Origin of the sequence: Tistrella arctica (assembly GCF_039630945.1) — a bacterium.
GTDB classification, from domain to species: domain Bacteria; phylum Pseudomonadota; class Alphaproteobacteria; order Tistrellales; family Tistrellaceae; genus Tistrella; species Tistrella bauzanensis.
In genome coordinates this window covers 366,517-382,320 of the sequence record NZ_JBBKTV010000003.1, presented here as the reverse complement: position 1 = coordinate 382,320, position 15,804 = coordinate 366,517, and the positions used below count along the sequence as shown (strand labels likewise).

General features: G+C 68.5%; 10 protein-coding genes. 8 read left to right on the top strand and 2 right to left on the bottom strand.

Features of this window, described 5'->3' with window-relative positions; genetic code table 11:
- Positions 1-499 precede the first annotated feature (499 nt).
- Positions 500-3,361 (top strand): DNA mismatch repair protein MutS, encoded by a 2,862-nt coding sequence (mutS, locus tag WG924_RS08625; RefSeq protein WP_372044883.1) that lies wholly within the window; start codon positions 500-502, stop codon positions 3,359-3,361.
- A gap of 40 nt (positions 3,362-3,401) precedes the next feature.
- Here the strand turns inward: mutS and WG924_RS08620 are convergent, their stop codons facing one another.
- A complete protein-coding gene (locus WG924_RS08620) occupies positions 3,402-5,021 on the bottom strand; it encodes a long-chain fatty acid--CoA ligase (RefSeq protein WP_345932807.1) in 1,620 nt (539 codons plus the stop codon).
- Between the two features lie 481 nt (positions 5,022-5,502).
- Here WG924_RS08620 and WG924_RS08615 point away from each other — a divergent pair, with 481 nt between their 5' ends.
- The 6 genes from WG924_RS08615 to WG924_RS08590 all read left to right on the top strand — a co-directional run bounded on the left by WG924_RS08615 (position 5,503) and on the right by WG924_RS08590 (position 13,980).
- Positions 5,503-6,729, top strand: coding sequence for an ABC transporter substrate-binding protein (locus WG924_RS08615; RefSeq protein ID WP_345932806.1), 1,227 nt, complete (start codon positions 5,503-5,505; stop codon positions 6,727-6,729).
- 224 nt (positions 6,730-6,953) lie between these two features.
- Complete coding sequence (mprF, locus tag WG924_RS08610; protein ID WP_345932606.1) at positions 6,954-9,566, top strand: bifunctional lysylphosphatidylglycerol flippase/synthetase MprF; 2,613 nt, start codon at positions 6,954-6,956, stop codon at positions 9,564-9,566.
- Positions 9,563-10,366 (top strand): AcvB/VirJ family lysyl-phosphatidylglycerol hydrolase, encoded by an 804-nt coding sequence (locus WG924_RS08605; protein ID WP_345932605.1) that lies wholly within the window; start codon positions 9,563-9,565, stop codon positions 10,364-10,366. The genes mprF and WG924_RS08605 overlap by 4 nt, the downstream gene beginning before the upstream one ends.
- 107 nt (positions 10,367-10,473) lie before the next feature.
- A complete protein-coding gene (locus tag WG924_RS08600; protein ID WP_345932604.1) occupies positions 10,474-11,445 on the top strand; it encodes an alpha/beta hydrolase in 972 nt (323 codons plus the stop codon).
- A 92-nt stretch (positions 11,446-11,537) separates the two neighbouring features.
- The gene (locus WG924_RS08595; protein ID WP_345932603.1) at positions 11,538-12,902 is read left to right on the top strand and encodes a methyl-accepting chemotaxis protein; all 1,365 of its coding nucleotides are present in this window, start codon (positions 11,538-11,540) and stop codon (positions 12,900-12,902) included.
- Between the two features lie 223 nt (positions 12,903-13,125).
- Entirely contained in the window at positions 13,126-13,980 is an 855-nt protein-coding gene (locus WG924_RS08590) for a MetQ/NlpA family ABC transporter substrate-binding protein (RefSeq protein ID WP_345932602.1), read from the top strand.
- 54 nt (positions 13,981-14,034) lie between these two features.
- On the opposite strand, the gene WG924_RS08585 is transcribed toward WG924_RS08590, so the two are convergent.
- A complete protein-coding gene (locus WG924_RS08585; protein WP_345932601.1) occupies positions 14,035-15,252 on the bottom strand; it encodes an ATP-binding protein in 1,218 nt (405 codons plus the stop codon).
- A 325-nt stretch (positions 15,253-15,577) separates the two neighbouring features.
- Between WG924_RS08585 and WG924_RS08580 the strand changes: the two genes are divergently transcribed.
- On the top strand, positions 15,578-15,796 hold the full coding sequence (locus tag WG924_RS08580; protein WP_345932600.1) for a hypothetical protein: 219 nt from the start codon (positions 15,578-15,580) through the stop codon (positions 15,794-15,796).
- Positions 15,797-15,804 lie beyond the last annotated feature (8 nt).

The following is a 15,804-nucleotide window of genomic DNA, read 5'->3' as shown; positions in this document are numbered from 1 at the left end:
CCTTCGGGTGATCATTCTTCTGGTGGTGATGTGACGGCCCGACCGTCGACCGTAACCCGGACGCGGATTGCGCGCCTGACGCGGGTTACGAAAAGGCCGTTAATGTAACGAAATTTCACGAAGCCGTCGCGCGACATGATTGGGGCCGGATGCGGTGCATCCGCGCGGCCGGGGTCTGGATGCCGGATCTGCCGTCATCGGCTGGCGGGCATCCTCAGATGGGTCATACTGTTATATAAATCATCTGCTTCCGGTCTTATTATTCCAATTTGAGGCGACAGTCGGATTTTTTATAGCCGAACGCGGTTCGCCTGTCGACGGCTGAAACATGGGGGCGCCTTTAGGGCGGCCGGGTCGCCGCACAGGTACACCCATCCGTGCGGCTTGTCGCCGCACAGGCGCGCCCATCCGTGCGGCTTGTCGCCGGGCGGCTGGTCGCGTTAGGGTCGGCGGCGCCCGTCTCAAGGACAAGACCCTCACCGAAAGGCAGAGCCGCCCGATGACCAGAGCCCGCGCGCGCGGCCGCGACGACCGGCCAGACGATGACGCTGCGAGCACCGCCGATGCCGCTTCTGCCGCCACCGATGCCGCCATCGCCGGCGCCACGCCGATGATGGCCCAGTATCTGGCGGTGAAGCGCGATCATCCAGGCTGTCTGCTGTTCTATCGGATGGGCGACTTCTATGAAATGTTCTTCGACGATGCGGTGCTCGCCGCGCGGACGCTGGACATCACCCTCACCCGTCGCGGCCAGCACAAGGGCGAGGACATCCCCATGGCCGGCGTGCCGGTGCATGCGGCCGAGCATTACCTGTCGCGGCTGATCCGCGCCGGCCATCGGGTCGCGATCTGCGAACAGGTGGAAGACCCGACCGAGGCGCGGCGCCAGCGCGGCTACAAGGCGCTGGTCCGGCGCGAGGTGGTGCGGGTGGTGACGCCCGGCACCATCGTCGAGGACACGCTGCTCGATGCCCGCCGGTCGAACAATCTGGCGGCGCTGGCCCGCGCCGATGGCCGGCTCGCTCTGGCCTGGGTGGATATCTCGACCGGCGAATTCGCGGTGACCGGGGTCGATGCGTCGGCGCTGGCGGCGGAACTGGCGCGGCTGGACCCGTGCGAACTGGTGGTGTCGGACCGGCTGCTGGCGCGCCCCGAATTCGGCCCCCTGCTGGGCGAGCTTGGCCCCGCGCTGACCCCGCAGCCGGCGGCGCTGTTCGACCCCGCCGCCGCCGGCCGGCGGGTGATGGAGCATTACGGTGTCGGTGCGCTCGATGCCTTCGGCATCGAAAGCCGGGCCGAGGCGGCGGCCTGCGGTGCGCTGATCGATTATGTCTCGCTGACCCAGAAGGGCCGGGTGCCGCATCTGGCGGCGCCCCACCGTCAGGCGGCCGATACGGTGATGGCGATCGACCCCGCCACCCGCCGCAGCCTGGAACTGGTGCAGACCATGGCCGGCGAACGCCGCGGCAGCCTGCTGGGATTGATGGATCTGACCGTCACCGGCGCCGGCGCCCGGTTGCTGGCGCGCCGGCTGGGCGCGCCGCTGACCGATCCGGCGGCGATCGGCCGCCGGCTGGACGCGGTGGATCATCTTCTGGCCGACGAGGATCTGTGCGCGGATCTGCGCCGGCTGCTGGATGGCATGCCCGATCTGGAACGCGCCCTGCAACGGCTGTCGCTGAACCGCGGCGGGCCGCGCGACCTGCGGGCGATCGGTGACGGGCTGCATCAGGCGGGGTTGATCCGCGACCGGCTGACCCGGCTGGGGGCCTCGGACCCGGCGCCGCTGGGCGACGGCATCCTGCCGGCGGAACTGGCCGATGGCCTGCCGGCGCTGGGCCATCACGGCGCCCTGGCCCACCGGCTGCGCACGGCGCTGGTGGCCGAGCCGCCGCTGCTGGCCCGCGATGGCGGCTTCATCGCCCGCCATTTCGATGTGGCGCTGGACGAGGTGAAGTCGCTGGCAACCGAAGGCCGGCGCCATATCGCGGCGCTGGAAGGCGCCCATCGTCGCGACACCGGCATTTCCTCGCTGAAGGTGCGCCACAACAATGTGCTGGGCTTCTTCATCGAGGTGACGCCGGCCCATGGCGACAAGCTGGTGCAGGACACCCGCTTCATCCATCGCCAGACCCTGGCCAATGCGGTGCGCTTCACCACCGTGGAACTGGGCGAGCTGGAAACCCGGCTGACCCGCGCCGCCGATCAGGCGCTGGCTGCCGAGCTTGAGGCGTTCGAGGGGCTGATCGCCGAGGTGATGGCGGCGGCCGACGGCATCGCCGCCTGTGCCGGATCGCTGGCGGTGCTGGACGTATCGGCGGCGCTGGCCGAGCTGGCGCGCGGCCGCAATTATGTCCGCCCGCAGATCGACGACAGCCTGAATTTCGCGATCGAGGGCGGGCGCCACCCGGTGGTCGAGGCCTTCGTCGAGGCCAATGGCGGCACGCGCTTCGTTGCCAATGACTGTGATCTGGGCGGGAACGGCGATCCGGGCGGTGATGGCGATGCTCCCGGCGCGGCCGTCATGCCCGGCGCGGCGCGGGTCGCGGGCGGCGGACCCGGCCTGTGGCTGCTGACCGGCCCGAACATGGCCGGCAAGAGCACCTTTCTGCGCCAGAACGCGCTGATCGCGGTGATGGCGCAGGCCGGCAGCTTCGTGCCGGCGGCCCGTGCGCGGATCGGGGTGGTCGACCGGCTGTTCAGCCGGGTGGGTGCGGCCGACGATCTGGCGCGCGGCCGGTCGACCTTCATGGTCGAGATGGTCGAGACCGCGACCATCCTGAACCATGCCGGCCCGCGCGCGCTGGTGATTCTGGACGAAATCGGCCGTGGCACGTCCACCTGGGATGGCTTGTCGATCGCCTGGGCGGTGGTGGAGCATCTGCATGACGTGAACCGTTGCCGGGGGCTGTTCGCCACCCATTATCACGAGTTGACCGCGCTGGCGGCGCGGCTCGACCGGTTGTCGTGCCACACCATGCGGATCAAGGAATGGCAGGGCGATGTGGTGTTCCTGCACGAGGTGGCGGCCGGCGCCGCCGACCGGTCCTATGGCATTCATGTCGCCCGGCTGGCGGGCCTGCCCAAACGGGTGATCCGGCGGGCGGAGGCGGTTCTGGGTCAGATCGAGCGTGGCGAGGCCGGCTCGCCGGCGGCGAAGCTGGCAGACGACCTGCCGCTGTTCGCGAGCCTGCGCCTGCCCGACGCGCCGGCGGCCGCGCAACCAGACCCGGAGCCGGACACCGAGGCCGTGGCGGCGCTGGCCCTGAAGGCCCGGCTCGCCGCCATCGACCCCGACGACCTCACGCCCCGCGCCGCGCTCGACCTGCTGTATGATCTGCTGCGCGACGCGGGCGGCTGAACGGGGCGCGGTTCCGGCGCGCGGTCCTGGTACACGGTCCTCAGGCCGTCGGCAGCTTGTAGTCCTTGAACGTCTCGCGCAGCTTCAGCTTCCAGATCTTGCCGGTGGCGGTGTGGGGCAGTTCGTCCAGCACCACCACGTCATCGGGCATCCACCAGCTTGCGATGCGCGGCTTCAGATGGTCGAGCACGTCCTGGGGCGTGAACTCGGCATCGGCGCGACGGGTGACGATCAGCAGCGGCCGTTCCTGCCAGCGCGGATGGGACACGCCGATCACCGCCGCCTCCAGCACGCCTGGATATGATACGGCCTCGTTCTCGATCTCGATCGAGCTGATCCACTCGCCGCCCGATTTGATCACGTCCTTGGTGCGATCGGTCAGCCGCAGAAAGCTGTCGGCGTCGATGGTGCCGACATCGCCGGTGGGGAACCAGCTTTCCGCATCGACCGCCGGCTCGTCGCGGCCGAAATAGCCCTTCACGATCCAGGGGCCGCGCACCTGGACATGGCCGGGGGTGCGGCCGTCATGGGCGATGATGCCGCCATCCTCGCCCACGATCCGCACCTCGGTGCCGAACACCGGCCGGCCCTGGGTCAGGCGCAGCGTGCGCATCGCGTCGGCCGGCAGCCCGGCATGGCGGGCCAGCGGCAGGGCGACGGTGACGATCGGGCTGGTTTCGGTCATGCCCCAGGCGTGGATCATGGTCACGCCCAGCTCGCTGTCGAACCGTTCCATCAGCGTGCGCGGCAGGGCGCTGCCGCCGACGAAGATGCGCTTCAGTGTGGTGGGGCGGTCGCCGGGGTTCTGGTCCAGATGCTGAAGATAGCTGAACCATATCGTCGGCACGCCGCCGCTGACCGTCACCCCCTCGCCATTGATCAGCGCCACCATGCTGGGCGCGTCGAGCCGGGAGCCGGGGAAGACCAGTTTCGCCCCGGCCATGGCCGCGGCATAGGGCACGCCCCAGGCATTGGCGTGAAACAGTGGCACCAGCACCAGAATGGTATCGGCGGCCGACGCGGCGATCGTGCTGTCGACCGAGAGGCTGATCAGCCCATGCAGCACGGTCGAGCGGTGGCTGTAGAGCACGCCCTTGGGGTTGCCGGTGGTGCCCGATGTGTAGCAGAGCGTGGCGGCGGTGTTCTCGTCCAGATCCGGCCAGACATAGTCTTCAGGCTGTGCCGCGATCAGCGTTTCATAGCAGAGCGCGCCGGGGAGGGTGGTTTCCGGCATCTGATCGGCGTCGGCCAGGATCACCCAGGTGGTGACGCCGGGCAGATCGGCGGCGACGCTTTCCGCGACCTGGACCAGATTGGGATCGACGAACACCACCCGGTCGTCGGCATGGTTCATGATATAGGCGATCTGGTCGCGGAACAGCCGGGGATTGACCGTGTGCAGCACGGCGCCCGACCCTGAGACGCCGAAATACAGCTCGTAATGGCGATGGGTGTTCCAGGCCAGGGTCGCCACCCGGTCGCCGACATGAACGCCCAGCGCCGCCAGCGCATTCGCCAGCCGTTTCGCCCGCCGGTTGATCTCGCCATAGCTGCTGCGGTGGATCGGCCCCTCGATCGTGCGCGTGATGATTTCGGTGCCGCCATGACAGCGGGCCGCATGCTCGATGATCGACGAGATCAGCAGTGATCTGTCCTGCATCAGTCCGTACACGTGAACCTCCCTTTATTGCCGGGGCGTCTCCCCGGTCATCATTTGTCTCGGGCGCCGCGAAACGGCCCGAAATATTCCGCAGTGCACCCGAATTCTGCCGCGATGCAAGTCAGATATGTTGCGGTGCGCAATCAATCCGGCCTGTCTCGTCCGGAATGATCAGCATGTATTTCAACAGGGATGATGTCTTCTCTCGGAACATCTTTCCAGGGTGCCAAGGGGGACTTGACGACTGAACTCACTAGCAGATAGCTTACCCGTGAGTAAATACCCTAACAACAGATATGGGTGTCCGCCATGGCATGCGGCACGGCGACCGGCCGGAGAGCATGGCCGGTGGCCGATGACGCATGCCCGCATCGCAACCGGCGATACCAGAACAACGCCGGATCAGGCCAATTACAGTGGAGGATCAATCATGAGATGTCTGAAGGGGGTCGCCTGTGCCGCGGCTCTGCTGTTGCCGGTGATGGCGGGTGCCGCCTCGAATGCCAGTGCCGCCTCGAATGCCAGTGCCGCCTCGAATGCCGGTGCCGTCTCGGACGATGTGGTGCGGATCGCGGTGATCAACGATCGCTCCGGCCCCTATTCCGACTTCAATGGCGAGGGTTCGGTGGTCGCGGCCAGGCTGGCGATCGCCGATTTCGGGCCGACGGTGCTTGGCCATCCGATCGATCTGATCTCAGGCGATCACCAGAACAAGCCGGATGTCGGCATCGGGCTGGCGCGGCGGTGGATGGACACCGACGGCGTCGACATGATGGTCGATTTCGGCAATTCGGCGGTGTCGCTGGCGGTGCAGGATCTGACCCAGGGCAAGCGGGTGGCGATCCATGTCGCCTCGGCGTCGGATGCGCTGTTCGGGGCCAAGTGCTCGCCCACCGGCTTTCTGTGGAATTATGACACCACGGCGATCGCCAACGCGATCGGCAAATCGGCGGTCGAGGCTGGCGGCGAGAGCTGGTACTTCATCACCGCCGATTATGCCTTCGGCCATGCGATGGAAAAGCAGTTGACCACGGTGATCGAGAAGGCCGGCGGCAAGGTGCTGGGCCATGTCCGCCACCCGGTCGGCAACACCGATTTCAGCTCGTTTCTGCTTCAGGCCCAGGCCTCGGGCGCTAAAATGGTGGCGGTGCTGAACGCGGGCGAGGACACCACCAACACCATCAAGCAGGCGGCCGAGTTCGGGCTGGTCGATGCCGGGCAGAAACTGGCCGGCACCACGTTCTACATTCTGAACGTCCACGGCCTGGGCCTGGAGGCGGCACAGGGTTTGCAGGTCGTGACGCCGTTCTACTGGGATCGCAACGATGCGTCGCGCGAATTCACCCGGCGCTGGCGCGAGGCCATGAATACCGACCGCGCGCCCACCCATCCGCAGGCCGGCGTCTACAGCGCGGTGCTGGCCTATCTGCGCGCGATCGAGGCCGCCGGCACCGACGAGGCGATGGCGGTCTCGGCCAGGATGAAGCAACTGCCGGTCGACGACTTCTATGGCGAGAACTCGCGCATCCGCGAGGATGGCCGGCTGATGAAGGACATGTTCCTGGTGGAGGTGAAATCGCCGGCGGACTCGACCGGCCCGTGGGATTATTACAAGGTGCTGGCCCAGATGCCCGCCGACGAGATCATCCGCCCGATGTCGGAAGGCGGCTGCCCCTTTGTGGGCAAAGCCGCCGCCGCCGGATCATGACCCGCCGACAGACGATTTCTTAATCAGACCCGTATTATCTGAAGCGAGGTGATGGCTCCCCTGCGGGCCGCCGGCTCGCTTGTCGCTTGTACCTCTGCGCCGACAGCCGGATAGTGCGGCCCCGGATACCGGCCCCGCCCCCCATGCGGGCGCCGGTATCCGGGGCCGATGCCGATACCGGCTGGCGGCTTGCGATGAGGGACGAGATGGACGGACAAGGCCGAATGGCGCGATGGCTGTCGCCGCGCATCCTGCGGCCGGTGGCGGCGATCGGGATGCTGGCGGTGTTCGGGCTGGCCTTGTGGGTCATCCAGTATGAAACCCGCAGCATGTCCTTCGCCGACATCCGGGCGGCGATCGCCGCGGTCGGCATCGGCGATGTGGTGTGGGCGGGGGTGTTTACCGCCCTGTCCTTCGTGGCGCTGATCGGCTTCGATGCGCTGGCCCTGCGGGATGCGGGGGTGCGGCTGCCGGCCGCACGGGTCGCCTTCGCCGCCTTCTGCGCCCAGGCGATCGCCCATACCGCCGGCTTTGCCGCCGTCACCGGCACCTCGGTGCGGCTCAGGGTCTATGGCAATGCCGGGGTGTCGCCGGCGGTGGTGGCGCGGCTGATGGTGTTCGGCGCCACCGCCTTCGCGCTGGGATCGGCGCTGACCGGCGGCGTCGCGGCGGTGCTGGAAGGCCGGCGCGTGGCCGTGGCCACCGGCCTGCCGGTCATGGCGGTGCAGGCGCTGGGCGTGGCGATCCTGGCGGTGCTGGCGGCCTATATGGTCGCCTCGGCGCGCGGGCTGGCGATCAGTTTCCGCACCTGGCGGCTGTCGCTGCCGCGCTTGTCGATGACCCTGGGCCAGACCGCGCTGGCGGTGGCCGATCTGGTCTTTGCCTGTGCCGTGCTGTGGATGCTGCTGCCCGCCGACCTGCCGTTGTCGTTTGCGGCCTTTCTGGGGCTGTATGCGGTGGCGATCGTGGCCGGGGTGATCGCCCATGTCCCCGGCGGGCTGGGGGTGTTCGAAGGCATCGTGCTGCTGTTTCTGCCCGGCGTGCCGGCGCCAGAGGTGCTGGGCGCGCTGGTGGTCTATCGGATCATCTATAACCTGCTGCCGCTGATCCTGGCGGCGGCGCTGATCGCCGTGGCCGAGGCCGCGCGCGCGGCAGGGCGGGTGGCGCCGGCCGTGCGCCGGGCGGGCGCCGGCGTGGCGCGCGCCGGTGCCGGTGCGGCCCAGGTGGCGCCGATCGCCTTCGCCATGCTGGCCATGGCCTGTGGCGCGGCCCTGCTGATCTCGGCCGCGACCCCCGCCGCCGATGGCCGGCTGGCGCAACTGGGGCAGATTCTGCCGCTGGCGGTTCTGGAGACCTCGCATCTGGCCAGCGGCATCACCGGGCTGTTGCTGCTGGTGATCGCCCGAGGGCTGTCGCGGCGGGTGGATGCGGCCTGGGCGGCCGCCGTGGTGCTGACGGTGACGGGCTCGGTCCTGTCGCTGCTGAAGGGCTGGGACTGGGAGGAAGCCTGCCTGCTGGCGCTGGTCGCCGGGCTGCTGGTGCTGGCACGTCCGGCCTTTCACCGTCATGGATCGCTGCTCCGCCAGCCGATGACGCCGGGCTGGGTGGCGGCGGTGGCGATCGCCGTGCTGGGCTCGACCTGGCTGATGTGGTTTTCGTTCCGCGGTGGCGCGCTGATGGCCGAGGGCGTCGCCCTTGGCACCGGCCTGTCGGACGCGCTGTGGACCGTGGGGCTGGATGCCGAGGCGTCGCGGGCGCTGCGCGCGATCGTGGCGGTGGTGGTTCTGGGCGTGGTGCTGCTGGCCACCCGGTTCTTCGCGCCGGCACTGCCCCGGCCGCGTCCGGCGGATGCGGCCGAACTGGAGCAGGCGGCGCGGATTTCCGGACAGTCGTCATCCAGCATGGCGCAGTTGGCCTTTACCGGCGACAAGAGCTTCATCTTCTCGGAATGCGGCGACGCCTTCGTGATGTATGCGGCCTCGGGCCGGTCGCTGGTGGCGATGGGCGATCCGATCGGGCCGCGCCATGCCTGGGCCAATGTCGCATGGATGTTCCGGGAACTCTGCGACACCCATGGCGCGCTGCCGGTGTTCTATCAGGTCTCGGCCGAGGCGCTGCCGCTGTATCTGGATCTGGGGCTGCGGCTGGTGAAGCTGGGCGAAGAGGCGGTGGTGCCGCTCGCGGGCTTCAATCTTGAAGGCAAGCCCCGCGCCGAGCTGCGCTATGCCCATCGCCGTGCGATCAAGGATGGCGCCAGCTTCGAACTGCTGGCACCGGGGGCGGCCGCGCGGATCATGCCGCAGCTCCGCGAGGTGTCGGAGGCCTGGATGGAGGAACGCCAGGCGCGCGAGAAGCGGTTCTCGCTGGGCCGGTTCGATCCCGACTATCTGAACCGCTGCCCGATCGCGGTGGCGCGGGTGGGTGACCGGATCGTGGCCTTCGCCAATCTGTGGCCATCGGCCGACCGGGCGGAACTGACCCTGGACCTGATGCGCCATGTGCCCGATGCCGGCTATGGCATCATGGATTACCTGCTGGTCGAGACCATGCTGCATGCCCGCGACGCCGGCTGGCAGCGGTTCTCGCTGGGTATGGCGCCGCTGGCAGGCCTGCCCGACAACCCGCTGGCGCCGGCCTGGAGCCGGATCGGCACCTTCATCTATCAGCGTGGCGAGGGCCTTTACAACTTCCAGGGGCTGCGCCGCTTCAAGCAGAAATTCCTGCCCGACTGGCGGCCGCGGTTCCTGGCGGCCCCCGGTGGCGCCGCCCTGCCGCAGGTGGGGCTCGATCTGGTGGCGCTGATCTCAGGGGGCATCAAAGGGGTCATCGGGCGATGAGACGGAGCCTGCGGGTCGCCGCCATGCGGGTGGCGCGGATGCTGGCGGTGGTGCTGACGGTGGCGCTGGCCGTGGGCGATGGCGGGGTCGGGTTGACGGCGGCCGAGACCGCCGCGGCCATGACCGGTGCCATCGACGATCCGGCGGCGGCGCATGCCGACTGGCTGGTCGATCTGCCGGCCGGTGGCGCCGGCGGGGCCGATGGCGCCGGCGGGGTCCATGGCCGCGATCTGGCGGTGATCATCTCGGGCGATGGCGGCTGGGCCGATCTGGACCGCGACATGGGCGCCCGGCTTCAGGCGCGCGGCGTGGCGGTGCTGGGGGTGGATGCGCTGCATTACTTCTGGACCCGGCGCAGCGCCGCCGACGCGGCCCGGGATCTGGCCGGGCCGATCGCCGACCGCATGGCGCGCTGGCACCGCGACCGACTGGTGCTGATCGGCTTCTCCTTCGGCGCGGCGGTGCTGCCGGCCATCGCGGCCGACCTGCCGCCGGCGCTGCTCGACCGCGCGGTGCTGGGGGTGATGCTGACCTCCAACACCTGGGCCAACTGGGAAATCCACCCGACCAACTGGCTGCACGACACGCCCGAGGATGGCGCGACCGATGTGGTCGCCGCCGCCCGCGCGCTGGCGCGGCCGCCATTGCTCTGCGTCTATGGGCTGGACGAGGCCGATATCTCGGCCTGCCCGCGGATCGGCGACCGCGCCACCGTGCTGGGCATTCCCGGCGGCCATCATTTCGATGGCGACTACGACCGTCTGGCGGATCTGGTTCTGGCGCAGATGGACGGCCGCTGAACGGCGGTGGCGGCCACGGATGCGGCCATTGATTTCGGCCGCCCTCGCGGCGACACTCTGGTCCTGATCCCCGATCCGCCGACCTGCCGAGCAAGTGGAGCCATGAGATGAGCCCTGTTCCTGAGCGCCACACGACCCCCGATCCGCAGGCCGCCTGGATCCTGGATCTGGTGAAGGCGTCGGGCCGCGATCCCTATCACCGCATGACCCCGGCCGATGCCCGCCGGATGTTCGACGAGGTGGTGGTTCTGCTCGACCTGCCGCGTGCCGAGTTGGCCGTGGTGCGCGATCTGGCGCTGCCCGGCCCGGCGGGCGACATGGCGGTGCGGCTGTACCGGCCCGAGCCGCTGACCCTTGAGGCGGCGCCGCTGCCGGCGCTGCTGTTCATCCATGGCGGCGGCTGGACGATCGGCAGCCTCGATGCCTATGACCGGCTGTGCCGGCATGTGGCGGCGGCGGCCGGCATCGCCGTGGTGTCGCTGGATTACCGGCTGGCGCCGGAGCATCCCTTCCCGGCGGCGGCCGAGGATGCGATCGCGGCCTGGGGCGCGCTGCTGCGGGCGGCGGGTGATTTCGGCATCGATCCTGAGCGGGTGGCGATCGGCGGCGACAGTGCCGGCGGCAATCTGTCGGCCGTGGCGGCACTGGCGGCGCGCGATGCCGGGCTGGCGATGCCTCGCCTGCAATGGCTGATCTATCCGGCGACCGATCTGGCGGTGCGCCACCCCTCACGCGATGTCTTCGCCGAGGGCTATCTGCTGGACGATGCCACCATCACCTGGTTCCTGGCCCAGTATCTGCCGGACCCGGCCCTGGCCCGTGACTGGCGGGCCTCGCCGCTGCACGCACCCGACCATCGCGGCCTGCCGCCGGCGCTGATCGTCACCGCCGGCTGCGACCCGCTGGCCGACGAAGGCCACGCCTATGCGGCGGCGCTGCGCGCGGCCGGTGTCGCGGTTGAGCACCGGGTCTATCCGGGCATGCTGCACGGTTTCATCAACACCGCCGGCGCGCTGGATCAGGCCCGTGACGCGGTGGCGCGATCGGTGGACGCGTTGAAGGCGGCGCTGCGGGTCTGATCAGCCACGCGGGAAGGATTGCCAGGCGTGATCAGGTCGTATCATTATGCGTCACTCGTTCCTGCCATCCGCTCCGCGTGAGGTTCTCCAGGATGTCGCCGTCCCACGTCCCCGCACCCGCCCCTGCGTCGGCCGTACCCGACAGCGCCGGCCATCTGGCCTTTGTCGAGGCATTGATCGCCGGCCATCACGACGCGCCGCCGCCATCGGGCGACGACCCGCTGTCGCGGGCGCTGGCCCGTCTTGCCGGGCATCTGGCCGAGACCGCCCGTGGTGACACCGACCGGATCGTCGGCGCCTGTATCGAGGCCGCCGAGGCCGGGGTGGGCGTGGTGCATGCCGTGGCCGCCGCCCGCGATCTTGAGGATCGGACGTCGGGTGCCGCGTCGGCGATCGGCGAGCTTGCCGCCAGCGGCGGCCGCATCCGCGAGGCCAGCCGTGCTGCGGCCGAGGTGGCACGCGAGGCGAACGAGGCCGCCGAAACCGGCGTGCGCCGGCTGCGCGAGGTGGCCCGGACCGTGGCGACCCTGACCGATGGCGTCACCACCGCGGCGGGCCGTGTCGATGCGCTGGCGGCGGCATCGCAGCAGATCGATACCATTGTCGGTTCGATCGAGGCTGTGGCCCGCCAGACCCGGTTGCTGGCGCTGAACGCGACCATCGAAGCGGCCCGTGCCGGCGAGGCCGGCCGTGGCTTCGCCGTGGTCGCGGGCGAGGTGAAGGCCCTGGCCCAGCAGACGGCGGCGGCCACCGACGATATCCGCGACCGGATCAACGCCCTGCGGGCCGAGATGGCGGCGATCGTCACCGCGATGGGCGATGGCGCGCGTGGTGCTGCCGAAGGCCGCGCCGCCATCGACGGGCTGGGTCGCGAGATCGAGGCCCTGGGCGGCCGGATTGCCGATGTGTCGGGGCGCATGACCCTGGTGGCCACGGAAATCGATGCTCAGGGCGTGGCGTCGGATCGACTGGCGGGTGATATCGCCGCGGTCGCGGGGCTGGGGGCCGACAACCGCAATGGCATCGAAACCGTGGCCGACGCGCTGGACCGGCTGGAGGGCCGCATCGCCCCGGCGCTTCAGGCGCTGGCCGGGCGCCGCCAGAACGATCAGGTGGTGCGTCTGGCCAAGGCCGATCATGCGCTGTGGAAAAAGCGGCTGGCCGCGATGGCGACCGGCCGGGCCAAGCTCGCCGACCGCGAATTGACCGACCATCATTCCTGCCGGCTGGGCCGTTGGTATTATGGCGACCAGTCGGCGGCATGGCGCGGCGACGCGGCTTTCCGGGCACTGGAGGCGCCGCATGCCGCCGTCCACGATCATGGCCGCGAGGCCGCCCGGCTGATGGCCGCTGGCCGGCCGCGAGAGGCCATGGCGGCGATCGGCCGGATGGAGGTCGCATCGCAAGACGTGCTGCGGTTGCTGAACCAGATCGCGCCGGAGCAGGGGGCTATATAACAGCCGTCTGCCGGTATGTGGCAGAGCGGGGGGAGTGGTTCACATTGCTGAACCGCTTCTCTGGAATTCTGTTGACGGTGAAGGGGGTGAGCCCACATCGTTTGGCGCTGGAGCGATCGGCGGCCCGCGAGCCGGCGACGGCCGCTCCGGCGTCCGGCATGCGGCCCGGCGTCCTGTATCACGGCCTGCCCTCCGACCGGCCCAGGGACCGAGAGCTGACACCATGTTTCGTTCCGCCACCATGCGCCGTCGCGGCGCCCGCGCCGCGTTGCCGATGATCACGGCGCTGTTCGCGGTTCTGATCGCAAGCCTGTGCGTGACGACCGGCTCGCGGGCGACCGATGCCCCCCAGCGTACCGATACGGTCCGGCTGGGGGTGATCGACGGCCCCGAGGTCGAGATCGCCGAGGTGGTGAAGATCGTTGCGGCCGAAAAGGGTCTGACGGTCGAGATCGTCACGTTCAAAGAGTATAACGAGCCGAACGCGGCGCTGGCCAAGGGCGAGCTGGATGCCAACGCCTTTCAGCACCGGCCGTTCCTGGAGGCCGACAGCGCCGCCCATGGCTATGACCTGGTGTCGGTGGGCTATACCATCGTGCAGCCGATGGGCATCTATTCCCGCACCTTGAAGACCCTGCGCGCGCTGCCCACCGGTGCGCGGATCGGCATTCCGTCCGACCGCAGCAATGGCGGCCGCGCGCTGCGCCTGCTGGCCGAACGGGCGATGATCGGCCTGTCACCGGGCGCGCGGCTGACGCCCCGACCCCAGGACGTGATGATCAACACCCGCAAGTTCCAGTTCATCGAGATGCCGGCCGAGGATCTGCCGGCGGCGCTGGACCGGCTGGACGCCGCCGCGATCAACGGCAACTACGCCCAGGCCGCCGGCTTCGACCCGCGCACCGACACGATCGCGATCGAGAACCGGCGCAGCAACCCTTACGGCAATATCCTGGTGGTGCGCCGCGCCGACGAGAACCGCCCCGAAACCCGCATTCTGCTCGACAGTTTCCAGTCCCCCGAGGTCTCGGCCTTCCTGGACGCGCGGTTCGAAGGCGCCTTCATGCCGGCGTGGTGAGGGGCGTGCCGGCGTGGTGAGGGTGACCGGGAGGCCAAGTCACCACAGACCAGGTCACCACAGACATGACAATGGCGCGGCCGCCAGCCTGTCGCCAAATGGGACGACATTGGCGCTGTCATAGAGAACCACGCCGTAGGCGAAGCGGTCTCCGCAGGCGTCTGCCAGCGCATTCAAGCCCGAGAAATCGTCTGCGTTGACCGACGCGCTTGCCTTCACCTCGATGCCCGCGATCATGCCGTCGTCACGTTCCAGCACGATATCGACCTCACGAAAGTTGCGATCCCGGAAATGATATGCCGTCAGCCGCAGGTCCGAGGCCGTCATGAGCTTCAAGACTTCTGAGAAGACAAAGCTTTCCAACAGGGCACCGAATGTCCTGCGATCTCTCGTGATCCGCTCGAACGTCAATCCACGCGCAGCGGCAAGCAGGCCGGAATCAAGGAAGTGCAGCTTCGGTGTCTTGACGATCCGCTTCAGCGCGCTGGTGTACCAAGGGGGCACTGTCGTCATCAGAAAGATCTGTTCGAGCAGCCCGATATAACGTTGGCTTGTCTTGTGGGTGACATTGATGCTGGCGCCCATCTGCGAATAATTGACGAGCTGGCCGGAATGCTCGGCCAGAAGTCGCACGAACACTGGAAGTTCGGTCAGTTTTTCCACAGCGGCGATATCGCGCAGATCGCGTGTCAGGATCGATGTGAGATAAGACCGTGCCCAGTCCTGCCGCCGCCGTTCGCTGTCGCGGCTGACGACTTCTGGAAATCCCCCGAGCAGAACCAGTCGGACCAGATCATCACCGAGCGTTGCCGCCGGTCTCCTCCGCAGCGTCCCCTCAAACAGGCCTTCCAGAAAATCCGGCGTCCGGCCGGCGATTTCGGCCCGCGCCAGTGGCAGCATCCTGATCGTTTCCATCCGCCCCGCCAGACTGTCGGCAACGCGCGGCAGGGTCTGCACATTTGCCGAGCCTGTGAGCAGGAACCGGCCGGGACGATAGTCGTCGTCGATGGCCTTCTTGATGGACAACAGCAGATCAGGTGCGCGCTGGATCTCGTCGATAATGGCGTTGTCCAGCCCCCGGATGAAACCGACCGGATCGGATCTGGCTGCAGCGAGCACTGTCTGGTCATCAAGCGTGATATAGCTGCGCCCGGCTGTCTCCATCTGTCGGACAAGGGTGGTTTTGCCGGCGCGGCGCGGCCCCACGATCAGGACCGCCGGCGTATCCGAAAGGGCTTCCTCCGCCCGTCGCTTCACAAACCGCTCGTACATTTGCCCCTCCGGCTCCGGCTGATTGGGACTGTCAGCGCCGGCTGATTGGGAGTCAAGCGCCCGCTCATTGGGAATCGAGCGCCCGCTGATTGGGAGTCGAGCGGGCGCGGACCGGGGCCGTGCTGGTCCGTCAGAGGCCAGGCATTCATGCTGGGCGTCATGGGTGCAATAATAGCAGGTATGCAATGTATAATATGATCTATTGACTATCATGCGCGTGAATTTCATCATCGACGCAAATGACCTTGTGGAATTACGCTATCGATGTTCATATAGCGTAAATTATGTGTAAAATTAAAATGTGCGGCGGAGGATGCGAGGCGCGATGTTCCGGTTCCAGGCAGAGGCGGGTGTTGCCCGTTCAGGGTCCGATGATGATCTGCGCCGGCGGCTTCTGGCGGCGGTGCTGGGGCTGGCGATCCTGGTCGCGGCCTTTGCCGGCGGCATGCTGGCCGGCCAGGGTGACGGTGCGGACCGGGGGGACGGGCCGGACCGGGCCGGGGTTGCGGATGCGGCGGCAAAGCTCGTGGCGGCAGGGGGCTGACGACGTCT